At 36.2% G+C, this 18,206-nt stretch carries 15 protein-coding genes; 1 reads left to right on the plus strand and 14 read right to left on the minus strand.

The window, feature by feature from the left end; translation table 11 throughout:
* Positions 1-18: 18 nt before the first annotated feature.
* The 4 genes from glpB to eno form a co-directional block, all read right to left on the minus strand.
* Complete coding sequence (gene glpB, locus P3F81_RS10465; protein ID WP_147670094.1) at positions 19-1,260, minus strand: anaerobic glycerol-3-phosphate dehydrogenase subunit GlpB; 1,242 nt, start codon at positions 1,258-1,260, stop codon at positions 19-21.
* Positions 1,250-2,863, minus strand: coding sequence for an anaerobic glycerol-3-phosphate dehydrogenase subunit GlpA (glpA, locus tag P3F81_RS10470; protein ID WP_147670095.1), 1,614 nt, complete (start codon positions 2,861-2,863; stop codon positions 1,250-1,252). Before glpA ends, glpB begins: the two co-directional genes overlap by 11 nt.
* A gap of 412 nt (positions 2,864-3,275) precedes the next feature.
* Positions 3,276-5,204 carry a phosphate/phosphite/phosphonate ABC transporter substrate-binding protein gene (phnD, locus tag P3F81_RS10475; protein ID WP_147670096.1) on the minus strand — a complete coding sequence of 643 codons (1,929 nt, stop codon included), beginning with the start codon at positions 5,202-5,204 and terminating at the stop codon, positions 3,276-3,278.
* Positions 5,205-5,457: 253 nt separating this feature from the next.
* The gene (gene eno, locus P3F81_RS10480) at positions 5,458-6,744 is read right to left on the minus strand and encodes a phosphopyruvate hydratase (RefSeq protein WP_147670097.1); all 1,287 of its coding nucleotides are present in this window, start codon (positions 6,742-6,744) and stop codon (positions 5,458-5,460) included.
* A gap of 210 nt (positions 6,745-6,954) precedes the next feature.
* Between eno and fliD the strand changes: the two genes are divergently transcribed.
* Positions 6,955-7,665: a flagellar filament capping protein FliD gene (gene fliD / locus P3F81_RS10485; RefSeq protein ID WP_309320380.1), complete on the plus strand. Its 711-nt coding sequence runs from the start codon at positions 6,955-6,957 to the stop codon at positions 7,663-7,665.
* A gap of 34 nt (positions 7,666-7,699) precedes the next feature.
* Here the strand turns inward: fliD and P3F81_RS10490 are convergent, their stop codons facing one another.
* The 10 genes from P3F81_RS10490 to whiA form a co-directional block, all read right to left on the minus strand.
* Entirely contained in the window at positions 7,700-8,116 is a 417-nt protein-coding gene (locus P3F81_RS10490; protein WP_147670099.1) for a CBS domain-containing protein, read from the minus strand.
* 167 nt (positions 8,117-8,283) lie between these two features.
* Positions 8,284-9,816: a 2,3-bisphosphoglycerate-independent phosphoglycerate mutase gene (gene gpmI / locus P3F81_RS10495; protein WP_147670100.1), complete on the minus strand. Its 1,533-nt coding sequence runs from the start codon at positions 9,814-9,816 to the stop codon at positions 8,284-8,286.
* Between the two features lie 19 nt (positions 9,817-9,835).
* Positions 9,836-10,582, minus strand: a complete 747-nt coding sequence (gene tpiA / locus P3F81_RS10500) for a triose-phosphate isomerase (protein ID WP_147670101.1) — start codon at positions 10,580-10,582, stop codon at positions 9,836-9,838.
* 66 nt (positions 10,583-10,648) lie between these two features.
* Entirely contained in the window at positions 10,649-11,836 is a 1,188-nt protein-coding gene (locus P3F81_RS10505) for a phosphoglycerate kinase (protein ID WP_147670102.1), read from the minus strand.
* 72 nt (positions 11,837-11,908) lie between these two features.
* Positions 11,909-12,922, minus strand: coding sequence for a type I glyceraldehyde-3-phosphate dehydrogenase (gene gap, locus P3F81_RS10510; RefSeq protein ID WP_147670103.1), 1,014 nt, complete (start codon positions 12,920-12,922; stop codon positions 11,909-11,911).
* A 482-nt stretch (positions 12,923-13,404) separates the two neighbouring features.
* The gene (scfB, locus tag P3F81_RS10515; RefSeq protein WP_147670207.1) at positions 13,405-14,763 is read right to left on the minus strand and encodes a thioether cross-link-forming SCIFF peptide maturase; all 1,359 of its coding nucleotides are present in this window, start codon (positions 14,761-14,763) and stop codon (positions 13,405-13,407) included.
* 342 nt (positions 14,764-15,105) lie between these two features.
* The gene (scfA, locus tag P3F81_RS10520) at positions 15,106-15,246 is read right to left on the minus strand and encodes a six-cysteine ranthipeptide SCIFF (RefSeq protein WP_147670104.1); all 141 of its coding nucleotides are present in this window, start codon (positions 15,244-15,246) and stop codon (positions 15,106-15,108) included.
* A gap of 78 nt (positions 15,247-15,324) precedes the next feature.
* Positions 15,325-16,404 (minus strand): copper amine oxidase, encoded by a 1,080-nt coding sequence (locus P3F81_RS10525; RefSeq protein WP_147670105.1) that lies wholly within the window; start codon positions 16,402-16,404, stop codon positions 15,325-15,327.
* A 94-nt stretch (positions 16,405-16,498) separates the two neighbouring features.
* On the minus strand, positions 16,499-17,263 hold the full coding sequence (locus tag P3F81_RS10530) for a polysaccharide deacetylase family protein (RefSeq protein ID WP_147670106.1): 765 nt from the start codon (positions 17,261-17,263) through the stop codon (positions 16,499-16,501).
* Positions 17,247-18,203: a DNA-binding protein WhiA gene (whiA, locus tag P3F81_RS10535; protein WP_147670107.1), complete on the minus strand. Its 957-nt coding sequence runs from the start codon at positions 18,201-18,203 to the stop codon at positions 17,247-17,249. Before whiA ends, P3F81_RS10530 begins: the two co-directional genes overlap by 17 nt.
* Between the last annotated feature and the right edge of the window lie 3 nt (positions 18,204-18,206).

The raw sequence follows: 18,206 nt of genomic DNA on the forward strand, positions 1-18,206 counted from the left end.
CTTATCATCTGCACTCCCTTATAAAGATATAGCCGCTTTATAAGCTGTCGCTATCGCTACACCATTACCTGATTTTTCAAAGCAATAATCGTAACCTGCTAGGCTGCGACCAACCACTTTAACATTGGAAAGAAGTTCATTTCCTTCACCGTCAACTGGTGCAAGTGAGCTATTTACAAGAACACCCAATTGCGCAAATAGTTGTTTTTCTTCAGAGAATAAGTTTTTGTTAGACCAATCAGTTTGTACTGTTGGTGCAGGAATTGGTAACCCAAAAACAGGCTCAACCATTTTACCAATTTCAGCTTTTAAACCGCCGCCAAAAACGCCGCCACTAGCTAAAATAAATTCTTTTGCATAGTATTTACGTTCTCTATCAAAACCTTCTGTAACAACATATTCGCATTTACCGTTCTCGATATGTGAAGATGTTACTTTTGCTTTTTCAATAATTTTAACGCCTAATTTTTTAGCATAGTTTAAAAGCATAACGCGTAATCTATAGCCTGTTACAGATGGAGGCATAGCTGAAACTTCAATAAATTTGCAAGATAGGCCTTTTTCTAAAGCTTCTAAAACTTTATAATCTGGAGCAGTTCCAAGCACTGGAGGTACCACAACTGCCATACCAGGTTTAACTTTATCTTTAATTTGAGCAGCAAATTCATTGCGGCCTTCAGCTGAATCTAACCAGCGAGCAACGTCCATAGCGTTTACATCACGTCCAGCGAAATTCAAACTCACAACTGTTTCACTAACGGATTTTTTATCGCCATAGAATTTTTGTAGATTTTTTGCAACAATATGTGCATAAAAATCTTTTAAAGTATCAAAACCTACAACTAATACTTCTTTCGCATTTTCTAAAACAGTAACATCCATAGTTTTAGAAGTTAAGCAACTTGGTTTGAATGTGCCAACAGCCGTTGGAATCCATTGATTGTGATCTAATTCACCAATATAAGCATAACCTTCAGCTTCAGTAATTTTTTTGAACGCATTGAAAGCTGCACTTACTACTGATTTACCAACTTTGGCATAAGGATGTGATTCTGCTACATTTGCTAAAGCAACGCTTGGTTTTGCAACTGGTTTTGCATCATCAGTATACCCAATTGCATCAATAATACCACCGCCGATAGTTAATGTACCAGCACCATACGTAAGAAGTTGAACTTTTTTCCCTTTTTCAGCTGCCACACATGCAGCTACTAAACCTGCTAAACCGCCGCCAATTACTAATACATCACTATTTCTCATCGTTAATCATCGCTCCATTTATGTTTAAAGTCGCATCATAAATTCCGCGCGTAAGTTCAGTATCTCTAAACATATTGCCCCAAAGAACAGGACGGATACCTTTCCAGCGGGATTCGATAAATTCTTTGAACAAGAAAGTTGTATCTTTTGCCCAAGGGAATTCTTCATTATCTAACGCACCAACTGCACGGTAAGCACAGAAAGCCCCTTGGCAAGTACCCATACCTAAACGAGTTCTACGACGTACGTCACTTACTGTATGACTGCTTGGTTCAGCAGCAATTTCTTGAATTTCTGCAAGTGTAACGTTTTCACATTCGCAAACCAATTGTTTTGTTTCTGGTTTAGATTCAATACGATCCATTACACGTTCTAATTTTTCGTTACCAAGTCTGGAAGCTGCAAGTTCAGCACCATACGTTGGGAATACTTTTCTTGCTCTGCTCATCAAAGCAGGCGTTGGATCATCTACTAAATTTTCTTCAGCTGTACGACATTTTGTAGTAACACCTAATTGAGCACAAACCATGTCACATACTTTTTCAGCCATTAATCTATAAGTTGTGAATTTACCACCACATACACTCATAAAGTGTTTTACGCCATCATGCGCATGGTCAAGAGCAACGAATCCACGGGAAGCGTTACGACCACCAGCATTAGGATCAGCACTATAAAGTGGACGAGTACCTGCAAATACACGTAAAATACGGTAATCATAAATATTTTCAAAAGTTGCTTTACCAACTTCCATCATTTTTAATACTTCATCTGTTTCAGTATGCGTATCTTCTGGAGCACTATCAATAGAACTAGTACCTAAAATTGTAATAGAACCATGTGGAACGAAGATATCAGCATCAGAAGGCTTATGAAGTCTATGAATTACACGATCGCAAATACGATGATTGAATGCAATCAAAGTACCTTTACTTGGTTTAACGTTTACGTTAAGACCTGCCATCGCAGCAACTCGACCTGCAAAAGAGCCGGCAGCACTGATTACATAATCACAAGCGATTTTATCGACTTTGCCAGTCCATCTATCTTTGATTGTAACCCCTTGAACAACACCATTTTGTACATCAATACCGATAACTTCAGTATAAGTCATGCAACGTCCGCCATATTTTTTTGCGGAGGCAACGTTTTGCCATGTCATTCTAAAACCATCAATCGCAGCACCAGGGCAACGATATGCAGATAAAATTTTGCGGCTTAAATTTGGTTCTAACCGGCAAGCTTCATCTACAGAAATAGGAATCGCAGAAATACCACATTCTTTACAAGCTTTTACCCATTCTTCTTCGAAAGCTTCATCATCTTCCGGAGTACGAACGAATAAGCTTTCTGTAGCTTCTACACAGTGTTTACCAATTTTGCGTAAGATCATATTTTCTTCAATACATTCTTTTGCTGCCTCTTTATCCTTTACAGCATAACGACCGCCACTATGAAGTAATCCATGATATCTCGAACTAGTCCAGTAGCCCAAATCATCACGTTCTACCAAAATTGTATCTACTCCACGCATACACAAGTCACGAAGTATCCCAACCCCAGTAGCTCCACCACCAATTACTACAACTGTTGCTTTTTGCATATCCGACTCTCCTTTGTAAAAAAATAGAACAATCCACCTTACACTGGCGCATATCTCACCAACAGGGACTGCTCTGATTAATTATGACTTGGCTTATTTTACTGCAACCGGCAAAATAAGCAATCCCAAAAAAGGCACTCTTCATGCCTTCACTCGGATTCTCAAGTTCTCATCCGACGCTATTAAATTTCACGCCAATACTATTATAATCGCATAATGTAAATAGAGCAATACTTTTATACTATAATTTTGACATAAATACACAATATTTTCTGGTAAAATGCAAAATATTTTGAAAATAATTTTTAATTAAATTTTGCTTAAAAACATCAAAAATTTTTATTTTTCTGCAATATAAACACAAGACTCAAGGCATATAAAATGTCCTGAGTCTCTGCAATATATATTACAACTATTGTACTAACGACGAAGCTTTTCTTACCACTTCATAGTCACTATCGTTAGTTTTTACAAATCCATTAATCTTTGTTTTACTGCATTGTGTCTGCGTTTCTGAAAGCGATTCGAAAGCCGTACGAAGTTTTTCAACGATTTCTCCATCAAATCCAGGGGAAGCTGCGATAACATCCTTTGGAATTGGCTCTGTTTGCGAAATAATTCTTAGTCTATCTACTGGAATTCCTGCCTTTCTCGCTGCATCCATAGCCTCAGAATAAGTTGCTCCAGCATCAATCCCACCGTTAAGTACTTCTTCAATTACCCGATTATGACTGCCAAGGAAATGAGTTTCAGCAAAGTATGTATCAGGATTTTTTCCCTGCTCTACGAGTAAAGCCTTTGGATATACATAACCGGATGCTGATTTTTTATCAACAAAGCCAAAACGTTTTCCCTGCATATGATTAACACTATCAATATCACTATCATTCCGCACAACAATATATCCTAAGTAAGAAGTTGCTTTGTTTACTATCGGCGTTACAATTGGGATAATATCGGCTCTTTCTTTCGTTGAAACATAAGCAAATGGTGAAAACCAACCGACATCAACCATTTTTTGTTCTACGGCTTTTCCCAATGCATCATAATCCGAAACAATAATTACTCTAGCTTTGCAGCCAATGCTTTTTGCCGCTTGTTCTAAAATAGGTACATAGTTTTCTTTAATCACTTGTGGAGAAACGAAAGGATTTACACCAAATATGATTTCATCTGATTGTTTATAACGACTAGCAATTCTTTGCATTTTTTCTGCTGTTGACAACATGGATTTTGCATGTCCAAAAATCTCTTCGATATTTTTCTCTTGACCGTTCACACTTTCTAATGAAGTATGTGTACTCCCCGCAATATGTACAGTTGCATGGCCAATTGTCTCAATCACTTTTGCCATTTGTTCTGTTGTATCCCTTTGGTTACCAGCTAAATTGCACAAATGATTTACATTTTTCTCAATACCTTGTACATCATTGACGATTTCATTAATCGCGTCTGCTGAACTCTTCGCTAAAGCTTCTACTGTCTGCAATTCAGTATTTCCCTCTTGCATATTACGCGTTACTTCTGCCGTTTTTTCAGTAATTTCACGAACTATATCCTCAATTTCTTTCGTCGTTAACTCGCTTTCACCAGCTAATTTTCTAACTTCTTCTGCTACGACTGCGAATCCTCTACCGTTTTCGCCTGCTCTAGCTGCCTCAATTGCAGCATTTAATGCTAATAGATTAGTTTGACTCGCTATCCCACGAATTTTTTCTACGAAATCTGTAATTTTGCTCGACGCAATATTTAAATCATCAATATCACGAACTGCAGTTTGTACTACTCGTACAACATTCAACATAGATTGACTTACCTCTTCAATTTGCGCATGATGTTTACGCGCAATCTGGGTAGAAGTCTGACATTGGGAAAAGCTATCTTGGGATGCCTGTGAAACAGTAGTAGCTGCAGAAGCAATTTCTTCTACTCCAGCAGTAGCTTCTTCGATATTGCTTGCATTAATTTCACTATTACGACTAATCTCATCAGATAACTTACCTAGACGTTGTAAAACATTTTGATATTGCGATACACCCCAAACAAGTTGTTGCGCTGAAAATCCCAACTCTTCTGCCATACCTAACATATCTTGTTCAGGATCCAACTCTTTTACGTTTGTATCTTTCTTGACTTCTTTTGGCTTAACAGTCGAAGGCTCTAGATTTCCACTATGTTGTGCACAATAGCTCTGTCCCATAATCAAACTTGCTCCCACTGCAACTACTAAAGCACCCCCTAGAGCTAAAAGGGTACTATTTGTCGCACCATAAACAAAGATACCAATACCGCTTCCAATGAATGTAATAAATGCTTGATACAACACTACTTTTTTGTCCACGATTATGCCTCCTCCATACTCGTTCTACTATATGCAAAAATCAGCAAATTATTTCTATTAAATCACCTCAAATTATTCATGATACGCCTCATGCATATAAAAATAAAGTTAATATATATTAACTTTATTTAAACATTTAATTGATTTTTCCTCTATTTTACGAGACATATTTCCTATATTTTTTAAAGAAAAAAACTACTGAATTTTATATGAACGATTTAAGTCCATTATAATTTCCAGTAGTTTTTGCAACTTATTTTAAATTATAAAATACACATTGACCTTTGTATTCAGCCAAACAATCCAATTCTTCCTCAATTCGTAATAATTGATTATATTTGGCAATACGATCACTTCTTGAAAGTGCTCCAGTTTTAATTTGTCCCGCATTTACGGCAACAGCAATATCTGCAATCGTTGAGTCTTCCGTTTCTCCAGAACGATGAGAAACGATACATGTATATCCTGCACGCTTTGCCATTTCCATCGCTTCAAAAGTCTCAGTTAACGTCCCAATCTGATTTACTTTAATTAGAATAGAATTTGCAGTCTTACTATCAATTCCCTGTTTTAAGCGTTTTGGGTTTGTGACAAATAAATCATCACCAACCAATTGAACGCGGCTACCTAGTTTTTCTGTCAGCTGACGCCACCCATCCCAATCATTTTGATCCATACCATCTTCAATTGATATAATTGGATATTTATTAACTAACATCTCGTAATACTCAATCATTTCAGATGTCGTTTTACATACACCTTCACCTTGCAAATAGTAAGTACCATCTTTATACATTTCTGATGCTGCTACATCCAAAGCGAGTTTTACTTCTTCACCTGGTTTATAGCCAGCTTTATCTATTGCTTCAACAATAACTTTAAGTGCTTCTTCATTAGAGCTTAAATTAGGGGCAAATCCGCCTTCATCACCTACTGCTGTATTTAAGTTTCGCGACTTTAACACTGCTTTTAATTGATGGTAGATTTCCGCCCCCATTCTTAGAGCTTCACTGAAAGATTTTGCACCAACCGGCATAATCATAAACTCTTGAATGTCGACGTTATTATCAGCATGCTCACCGCCATTTAAGATATTCATCATTGGCACAGGTAACTCTTTTGCATTAAACCCACCAAGATATTGATATAGTGGTAAATCCAACGATTTCGCTGCTGCATGTGCAACTGCCATTGATACACCTAAAGTAGCATTCGCACCTAATTTACTTTTATTTTCTGTTCCATCTAGTTTACAAAGTAATTTGTCAATACCAATTTGATCTGTTGAGTCAAAACCTACAATTTCTGGTGCAATAATCAAATTTACATTATCAACTGCCTTTTGCACACCTTTTCCTGAATAGCGATCTTTATTTCCATCTCTAAGTTCTACAGCTTCATACATTCCTGTAGATGCTCCTGATGGTACAGATGCTCTGCCAATTGTCCCATCTTCTAGTACAACTTCAACTTCAACCGTGGGGTTTCCACGCGAATCCAAAATTTCACGTGCAAATACATCTTCAATTATTCTATTCATTTTCTTACCTCCTAAAAAACTTTGATATCAACCATAGTATGCATTTTCATATTGCATATTATGTAAAAGTAATACTATTACAAACTATAACAACCTTTAATATCTAAGTGAAAAGGCTGTAACCAAACTCTTCTTGCAATTTATAACAAAATGTGTTATACAAATAGTATAAAGAAGGGTTTGTAAATACTTATGAAAGGAGTTTTAATTATGAATGTTAATTCTGTTGCTTCTATGAGTCAGATATCTTATAAAATTTTTCATACATCACAAAATAATGCATTGTTTAATCATGTTTTAAATCAAGGTTCAAGTACTAATTCTTTATTTGGTTCAACTAACAACACTCTAAATTATAAAAATTTACAGGATATTTTATCAAATCGTTTAAATGAGCACAAACAATTCCTTAGTGATTTAGATACATATAATAAAACTTCAACAAGTTTTTATAATGATTATTTGCCCGCAATGAAAAATTTAAAAAATTCTTCTACTGCATTGAACAATACCTTATCAGATTCCACAGCATCAGCTGATACAATAATAGCCAAAGTTAAAAACTTTGCATCAGATTATAATAAAACTGTAGATGTTTTAAATGCGAATAGTAACTTATCTAATAAAATATCCAACCTTGCAGAATCCTTTGCTTCGCCGAAATATAACAGTCGTGCATTTACCTCCATAGGGATTAGTGTAAACGATAAAGGAACTCTTACGATTGACGAAAACAAACTAATGACTGCCTTAACAAATAATTTAGGAAAAGTAAATGAATTGTTAGGCGGCAGTAATGGCTTGGCGAACAAGACCGCACTTAAGGCGGATTCTTCTATCGCAAATTCTACAAATTTAATTTCATTTCCTAAGCTGGTAAACAGCTTCATGCCTGGAATATTTCTTGACTTATATGCATAGAAGATCTGAATCGCTTTTAGCGATTTAGATCTTTTTATTCTGCAATTTTATTTAAAATCTCTTTTGCATAGTAGTTAATAATATCACTCCGTCTAATAATCCCGATAAAAATACCGTTATCATCTAAAACAGGCACAAAGTTTTGCGCACTCGCGAGTGTAAGTAAATCTTCAATTTCAGCATCAATCTTTACTGGTGCATTCGTCATTCGCCAATTGATTTCCGTGATTTTAATATGCGAAGTTTTTGCAAACGTCAATCCAGGCGTATTTTTTAACTTCCATAATAAATCTCCCTCAGCTAATGTTCCTACATATCTTCCCTTATCATCAATAATGGGAACCGCAGTATAGCGATGATATTCCATTCTTTCTAATGCTTGCCGCATATTTGAATTCACATTTAAAGTTACAACTTCTTCTTTGGGTATTAGAAAAAAAGCAATATTCAAGCAACCATCTCCTCTTCACCATAATGCCCCATAATCCTATACAAACTTCTCTCTAAAATTAAGCATATAGCAAAGAGTATGAAAAAGCAACAAAAGAAATGAATATTATACAAAAAGAGCACTAGAAAAATAAACCTCATTCTAGCGCTCTTTTTTATTAATTCATCTTATTTTAATAAGGATTTTCCAGTCATTTCTGCAGGAACTTTAATACCAAGAATATCAAGAATCGTTGGTGCAATATCAGCTAAACGACCATTGTTTACAGTCCTACCAATTTTGTCTTTTCCAACAACGATAAACGGTACTTTGTTCGTTGTATGTGCAGTGAATGGTCCACCAGTGATTGGATCAACCATTTGATCTGCATTACCGTGATCAGCAGTAACACATACCGTACCACCAATTTTAAGCATAGCGTCTACCAAACGACCAACACAAGTATCTACAGTTTCAACGGCTTTAATTGCTGCAGGAATCACACCTGTGTGCCCTACCATATCACCATTTGCATAGTTTAATATAATCACATCATGATTTTTTGCTTCAATTTCAGCAACAACTTTATCAGTAACTTCAATTGCACTCATCTCTGGTTGTAAATCATAAGTTGCAACTTTTGGTGAAGGTACTAAAATACGTTGTTCATTTTCAAGTGGAGCTTCTACGCCACCATTGAAAAAGAAAGTTACATGAGCATATTTCTCAGTCTCAGCAATGCGCAACTGCCTTAATCCATGATCTCTTAACACTTCACCAAATGTGTTTGTTAAAGTTTGTGGATTATAAGCAATTTCTACATTAAGACCTTTTTCATATTGTGTCATTGTTGCAAAGGCAATTTCCATATAACCTTTTTGACGAGCAAAACCATCAAATTCCACATCCGTAAATGCATGTGTCAACTCTCTAGCTCTGTCTGGTCTAAAGTTAAAGAAGATTGCACCATCTTTTGCATTCATGCCAGTATAATCGCCAATTACTGTAGGCACAACAAATTCGTCTGTTTTATCATCTGCATAGGAATTCTTTACACATTCTACTGCTGTAGCTGCTTTATTTCCTTCTGCACACGCAATCGCTAAATATGCTTTTTCAACACGATCCCAACGTTTATCGCGATCCATTGCATAGTAACGTCCTGATACAGTTGCAATTTTGCCTACACCAATTTCAGCTATTTTTTCTTCTAGCGCTTCGATAAATTCAACTGCGCTAGATGGAGGAACATCACGCCCATCAAGGAAAGCATGTACATAAACATCTTTAACCCCTTGTTTTTTTGCAAGTTCCAATAATGCATATAAATGGGTGTTGTGACTATGCACACCACCATTAGATAAAAGTCCCATTAAATGTAATGCTCCACCAGCAGCTTTTGCTTTTGCAATTACATCTAAAAGTACAGGATTTTCAAAGAATTCGCCTTCGCGAATCGCTTTTGTAATTCTAGTAAGCTCTTGATATACTACACGGCCTGCACCAATATTCAAATGACCTACTTCAGAATTTCCCATTTGGCCATCTGGAAGTCCTACAGCTTCGCCAGAACAAGCTAGGGAAGTATTCGGATATTTTGCAAGAAGTCCGTCCATTACTGGTGTATTGGCTACAGCTATTGCATTGTTAGGATCATCTGCTTTACCAATACCCCAGCCATCAAGAATAACTAACGCCACAGGTGCAGTTAATTTTTCCATTTCTTTCATTCCACCTAAATTAAAATTTTACGATTTGACTGAAGTCTTCAGCTTTAAGAGAAGCACCACCAACTAAAGCACCATCAATATCGCTTTTACCCATAAGTTCAGCAATTGTAGCAGGTTTTACGCTACCGCCGTATTGAATTCTAACTTTATCAGCAGCATCTTTACCGAAATCTTTTGCAACAACGCCACGGATAAATGCGCATACTTCGTTTGCTTGATCAGAAGTTGCAGTTTTACCTGTACCAATTGCCCAAATTGGTTCGTAAGCAATTACAAGGTTAGAAACTTGTTCAGCAGTTAAACCAGCAAGACCAGCTTCTACTTGTGCCCCAACGAATTCATTTGTAGTACCAGCTTCACGAGTTTCTAAGCTTTCACCACAACACATAATTGGCACAATTCCACCAGCGATTGCAGCTTTTACTCTTTTATTTACAGTTTCATCAGTTTCACCGAAATATTCACGACGTTCGGAGTGACCGATAACCACGTATTCAACGCCAATTTCTTGTAACATAGGTACGGAGATTTCACCAGTGAAAGCACCTTTTTCTTCCCAATGTACGTTTTGTGCGCCAACGTGAACGTTTGTGCCAGAAGCAGCTTTAGTCGCAGCTTGAAGAGCAGTATAAGGAGCGCAAACTACAACAGTAGCTTTTGCATCTTTTACTAAAGCAGCTAAATCTTTTACTAATTTAGTACCTTGTTCCATAGTGTTGTGCATTTTCCAGTTACCCGCAATAATAGGTGTACGCATGTGAATAATCCCCCTAATAATTTTTATTTTATTTGAATTTATTTGTTGCCGATATTATTTAATCGCTTATTTATCTGCAAGTGCAGCAATTCCAGGTAATACTTTACCTTCTAAGAATTCTAATGTTGCACCGCCACCAGTTGAGATATGTGTGATTTTATCGGAAAGACCAGTTTTCTTAAGTGCGGAAATAGAATCTCCACCGCCAACGATACTAGTCGCACCGGAATCAGCTACAGCTTGTGCAACATCTTTTGTCCCTTGTGCAAAAGCATCCATTTCAAATACGCCCATAGGTCCGTTCCAAACAACAGTTTTTGCACCTTTTAAAGCATCTACATATTTTTCAGAAGTTTTAGGACCACTATCAAGACCTAACCAACCTTCTGGAATTTCTTTAACATCAACGATTTGTGTATTTGCATCTGGAGCAAATTTATCAGCTGCAATAATATCAACTGGTAAAACAAGATTTACATTTTTTTCTTCTGCTTTTTTGATCAATTCTTTTGCTAAATCGATTTTATCTGGTTCGCAAAGAGATGCCCCAATTTTGTATCCTTTAGCAGCATCAAAAGTATGTGCCATACCGCCACCGATAATTAATGTATCTACTTTTTCAAGTAAGTTAGAAATTACACCAATTTTATCGGAAACTTTCGCCCCACCAATAATAGCAACAAAAGGGCGCTGCGGATTTGCTACAGCTTGACCTACGAATTTAATTTCTTTTTCCATTAAGAAACCTGCAACTGTAGGAATGTATTTTGTAATTCCTTCAACAGAAGCATGGGCACGGTGAGACACACCAAATGCGTCATTCACTGCAATATCAGCTAAAGAAGCCAATTGTTTTGCAAATTCAGGATCATTTTTTTCTTCTTCACTATGGTAACGAAGGTTTTGTAATAATAAAACTTCACCTGGTTTTAAATCAGCAGCCATTTTGCTTGCTTCTTCACCAACACAATCCGGAGCCATTTTTACTTCTTTGCCAAGTAATTCACTTAAGCGTTTTACAATTGGCGCAACGGAGAACTCAGGAACTGGTTTTCCTTTTGGACGACCAACATGACAAGCAAGAATAACAGCAGCATTATTGTCTAGTAAGTAATTTACAGTCGGTAATGTAGCTCTGATTCTTGTATCATTTGTGATATTTTGTTCAGCATCCATTGGTACGTTATAATCGACACGAACAAAAACTTTTTTGCCATTGACATCAATATCAACGATAGATTTTTTGTTAAGCATTTATGTGCCTCCCTAAATTTAAAAATGGTCCGGCCCAACAAGGCCGGACCTTAAAGATCATATTTTTAAAGATTATGCAAGTTCAGCAAAATATTTAATAGTACGAACCATTTGGCTAGTATAGCTGTTTTCATTGTCATACCAAGAAACAACTTGTACTTGAGTATCGCCATTTTCCATAGGAGCTACCATTGTTTGAGTAGCATCGAATAAAGAACCGTATCTGATACCAATGATATCACTGGATACTAATTCTTCTTCAGTGTAACCGAAAGATTCGTTAGATGATGCTTTCATCGCTGCATTGATTTCTTCTTTAGTTACTTTGCCTTTTACAACTGCTACTAAAATAGTAGTGGAACCAGTTGGAGTTGGAACGCGTTGTGCAGAACCAATTAATTTACCGTTTAATTCAGGAATAACTAAACCGATAGCTTTTGCAGCACCAGTAGAGTTAGGAACGATGTTAACTGCAGCAGCACGGGATCTTCTTAAGTCACCTTTTCTTTGTGGACCATCAAGAGGCATTTGATCACCAGTGTAAGCATGAATAGTGCTCATGATACCACTTTGAATAGGAGCTAATTTGTTTAATGCATCAGCCATAGGAGCTAAGCAGTTTGTAGTACAAGAAGCAGCAGAAATTACTGTATCGCTAGCTTTTAAGATGTCATGGTTAACATTGAATACAACTGTAGGAAGATCGTTACCAGCTGGAGCAGAGATAACAACTTTTTTAGCACCTGCTGTAATATGAGCAGAAGCTTTTTCTTTAGAAGTATAGAAGCCTGTACATTCTAAAACTACATCAACGCCGATTTCACCCCAAGGTAATTCAGCTGCATTAGCTTTTGCATAGATTTTAATTGTTTTGCCATCAACAGTGATGGAATCTTCACCAGCAACTACTGTATCGCCTAAAGCATATCTTCCTTGTGCAGAGTCATATTTTAATAAGTGAGCAAGCATTTTAGGACTAGTTAAATCATTGATAGCAACAACTTCGTACCCTTCAGCTCCGAACATTTGTCTAAATGCAAGACGACCAATACGGCCAAAACCATTAATAGCTACTTTTACTGCCATTGTGTAAATACCCCCTAAAAATTTTAAAAAGTTTTCTGAGCTTTCTCAGAATTTTATTATTGACTGAATATGTACACCAACAATGAAACATCAATTTAAAAATATAAATTGACAATTGACCTCAATCATTGTCATACAATTCAGACGAAAACCTCATTAAACTATACCTTCTAATTCTTCTTCATTCAATTGAAATATCCTGCTTTACTATGATATTTTTTTTGAATTTTATGAAAGAATTTATTTTTTTTAGTACCTAGAACCATTATTAATCATAATCTTTATTCTTCTTTCATGCAAGTTTTTTTTGTAAGAAAAACACGAAAATTTATGAAAAATACTTACAAAAATAAAAAACCCTAGTATATCATTTCATAAAAATCTTTTTTTATACATCATTACAAAAAATAATCTTCAAATAGATGCAAATTATGAACATCCACGCTACAAATAGCACGTCTAGTATTTAATAAAAGATTTTATTATTTCATCGCGAAATACGCTTGAATCATCAAAGCACATTCCATCCGTTTTTTCTGTAATTCACAACCGATTTTATAAGGCTTTTTAATATCATCATTAAATAAATCCGCATTTGCATGGCAACCACCACTACAGTAGAATCTAGCCCAGCAATTACTACATTCAGGTTTATTTAAGACATGCGCTTGTCTAAAATGTTCGGGCATCTCTTTTTTCTTTACACCTTCAAAAATAGTTCCTAATAAATATTGGTCACGTCCAACAAATTGATGACATGGATACAAATCTCCATTTGGCGCAACTGCAAAATATTCATGACCAGCACCACAGCCGCTTAAGCGTTTTGCTACACATGGACCATTATTAATATCCATATTAAAATGGAAAAACTCGAAGCCATTACCATTTTCTTTACGTGTAATAAATTCTTTTGCTAAACGCTCATATTCCTCATACAGTTTCGGCAAATGTTCCTCTTTTAATTCATAATCACAATCCTTTGCAACTACAGGCTCTACCGATAATAGATTAAATCCTTTATCCGCCATATCAAGTACATCGGTAGTAAAATCAAGATTGTACGCTGTGAACGTTCCACGTAAGAAATAATTCTGCCCATCTCGCGCTTTCACTAACTTTTTAAAGTTAGCTAAAATTCCATCATAACTGCCTTTACCAGCAACATTCAGTCGCATATTATCATGTACTTCTTTGCGACCATCTAAACTTAATACGAGACTAATATTATTATCATTTAAATATTTAATATTTGCATCGTTTAATAATACGCCATTTGTCGTAAGCGTTAATTTAAATTCTTTTCCCGTTTCTTTTTCTCTTTTACGAACATATTCAACGACATGCTTTACTACTGGCATATTCATTAACGGCTCACCACCGAAAAAGTCCAATTCACAATGTTTACGTTGACCACTATTTTCAATGATAAAATCAACTGCTTTTTCGCCAACTTCCTTACTCATTAAGCTACGGTCATGACCAAAGTCACCAGTTCCCGCAAAACAGTATTTACAGCGTAAGTTACAATCATGCGCTACATGCAAACAAAGCGATTTAACTAAAGGTTTTGCACTAAAGGTTGGCGGTACATCTAAGTCCGGTGCAAATAATTCTTTCCGCGCAACAAGCGTTCCTAACTCCTCCACCGCTTCTATAAGCTCCGCCTTATCATATTGATTACTTAATGCTTCAACAACTTTATCGCCGTTCGTTCCATCATAAATATCCATCATATCATAAATCATTTTATCAATTACATGTACTGCACCGCTGTTAATATCCAGCATAATATACATGCCATTTAGGTAAAACTTATGAATTCTTTCTCTGTCTCCCATCAAAAAACTACCTCCCAAATATATAAACTTAATCTATATCACAAACCCCTTCAAGCATTCGCTTTCTTAGACAGTACCGCCCCTATAAACAAAAGATTAGAAGGCTTTGGATTTTATCATCACACAAAACAAAAGGATGTTGCAAAATGCAACATCCCCTTAAAAGATTATAAACTAGCACGAAGATGAATTGCCGGCTGCTGAAAAGTGCTTAGATGCTAGGCGCACCGCAATGGCGTGAGGAAGTCGTACGTCTGTACGTCGACCGAACCCATGAGGAGCAACGACGCAGATGAGTGCTTTTCAGCTGCCCGCGATTCATCTGTCCCCGCTACTAGATAACTACTTCGCGCAAACTTGGTTTCCTACAGTGCAGGAAGTTTTGCAAGCGGATTGGCAAGATGCTTGGCATTCTCCGCAACCGCCAGTATGTACTGTGCTTTGTAGTGAAGCTTTGTTCACAGTTGTAATACGTTTAGCCATAGTAAAAGTCCTCCTTAAAACAAAATCATCATACTTCATTTATTTTAGCCTTTTTTACTTAAGTTCGCAAGAAAAAAATCATTCAACTGGTGCCAAAATAAGTTTTACCGGTAAGTTAGATGCTCCTGGTGGAGAGAACTCGATCCACAATGGATGTCTATTTTCATATTTCCCCAAATAGGCAATTTCATCTACCTTTTTCTCCGTTCCAAAAAACGGCTTTTCACTTGGAGTCTCTATAACTGTCATATCATTAAACACATTGTCTTTCACGCCGATAACACCAGCATAAACTCCGCCTCTTGGAGAGAGGTAATAATTTGTACTGGCTCTACCTTTTGTCGGAATATTGATTTTGTATAAAATTCCATAATTGCCGTAATTCTCTGTAATACTTCCATCAGTCGCATCAATACCAGTACGATATTGATCAATTTTTCCATCTGCTAATGTAATTGAAACTATACCATCTTTTTTAGGATCGTATTCGCGTTCACTTTTAATAACTCTATCCATTCCCGTAAAAGTCCCACGAAGACCATGTTTATCTCGTGGTAAAACTTTCGCAGTTTTTAAAAATTCTATTGGATCTGCATTCATTGGCATAATTGCAACTGTAACTTTTATAGGTGTTTTTGCTTCAAATTCAAAAATTCCATTTACTAACTCATCTTTATCGATTTTTTGTTGTTCCATCATTGGATGAATTACTTTACTTTGATTTGCTTTTAAATGTACATAGGTCATATATTTACCATCAAAAAAATCTTTTTGGGCAGTTTTCCCAACGTATAAATAATCTTTACTTGGTCCTGTTAATGCATAACGGTTAACAACAATACTCACTTTATCATCCATTAAATTTTCCATTACTGCAACAACCTTTTTAGGTTTGTTCGTTGCATTTGTATGATAGTAAAAAAGTCTTGTCTTTCCTTCTACTTTATCGGTATACAAAATTCCATCTTCTTTAGCTTCCTCTGGGCTATCGGAAAATAACAGCGTTCCTCCAGTATCAGCAGAACTTACTTTCCATTCATTCACATTGACAAGATCCGCACGTTTTACATTTTTATGCTGACTAGCTTCAGCAAATGTTGAACTAATACAAGTCATTGATATAAATAAAGCCAAAACCACTTTAACAAAAAACCTCATCCTTTTTACAATTCTCCCCTCTTTACAAACTGCCTATATTATATAATGTTCCTTTTCTGCTGTAAATGAAAGACGCATTGGTAAATTTACATAATTACCAACCCATATGCGCAGCAACATTTGCTCTCATAAAACGCAATTTAAATTCCGTCAATCCAAAAAACGGTTGTGGAATGTTAATTCGATGCAGTTGATAAGGATTTGTTGCAAAAGTATTAAGGCCTGTATCTCCAGTAAGTCCACCCAAATATTCACCATCTTTTAACATTTGTTCAACTTCTTTATCATAGCTTCCATTTGGATATGCCATAAAAAATACAGTTTTTAACCCTTTCCATTCTAAAAGTAGCTTTGATTTATCTATTTCTGATTTTTTCTCTTCACTAGATAACGTTGCTAAAGGCAAATGATTAGCCGTATGCGAACCAATTTCAATATTACGTTTTTCCAAATCCTTTAATTGATCAATCGTTAAGTAACGTTCTTTACCAATTTCATTCACTACCATAAAAATTGTACCACGCATACCATATTTTTCCATAATAGGTACTGCATTTGTATAATTATCTACATATCCATCATCAAAAGTAATAATGATCGGTTTTTCCGGTAAATTAAATTTACCTTTTTTCGCTTTTGCAAATTCAAGTAAAGAAATTGGGGCGTAGCCCTCTTCTTTTAAATATTTCATTTGCTCTTCAAAGTCGGCGATTGAAATACTATAATGATTATCTTCATCACTTACCATATGGTAAGCCAAAATTGGTATTCCATCCGCTGGAATGCTCCCTAATATTCCAAATCCAATGGCGAAAGCAACAGCTAACGCAATTGCCGTTATTTTATACTTTACTTTCATGAATGTCACCTTCTACTAATTCCATAGCGATCTGTTCTAATTTGCGCAATCTATGATTTATCCCTGATTTCCCCACGGTGTTTCCCATGACTACTACTAGCTCTTGTAATGTTGCTTCCGGATAATTTAAGCGTACCTTCGCAACCTCTTGCAAATTTTCTGGCAGCTTATCTAAGCCGATTTTTTCTTTAATTAAGTTGATTCTCTCCACTTGCCTGCAAGCTGCATTTACTGTCTTTTGAAGGTTCGCCGTTTCACAATTCACTAAACGATTTACTTGGTTACGAACATCTTTTACATTTTTCGCAACTTCAAATTCAACTAAAGCCCCTTCAGCTCCAATAATGCCTAGAAAATCCATAATAGCATCACTATCTTTTAAGTAGATAATATAATCATTTTTGCGGTCTGTGATACCAACTGGTAAATCAAGTTTCTTGAATAAAGAAACTAGAACTTGCGCAAAGCTATAATTTCCTGTAACTAATTCTAAATGATAGTCACTCTCTGGCTTATTTACCGAACCTCCGCCAAGGAATGCTCCCCTTAAATAAGATTGCCGGCAGCATTCCCTGCGCAAAATACCAACATCTTTCCCAACATTAAGATTGTCTCCCTGCATAATTCCTAATGTGGTCAACAATTCATTCACAAGCGGAGATGGTGCAACTTTGATAAAGTAATGATTATTCTTTTTTAACCGACGCGCCTTACTCACCATTACAGAAGTCTCAACTGGATAACTTTCTTTTAACAGCGTTAACGTTTTCCTCGCAATTGCAGCATTTTCTGTAGTAAAATTCAAGCCAAAATTTCTACCGCCGATCGACATCGTTGCTCCCATGCGCATCAATGCAGCAAGTTCAGCAATTTTACAGCATTCTGTATCACTGATAAACCGCGCCAATTCATTTTTAACCTCTGTTGAAAACGATGGCATTAT

This window comes from Selenobaculum gibii (assembly GCF_030273445.1).
GTDB lineage: Bacteria > Bacillota > Negativicutes > ICN-92133 > ICN-92133 > Selenobaculum > Selenobaculum gibii.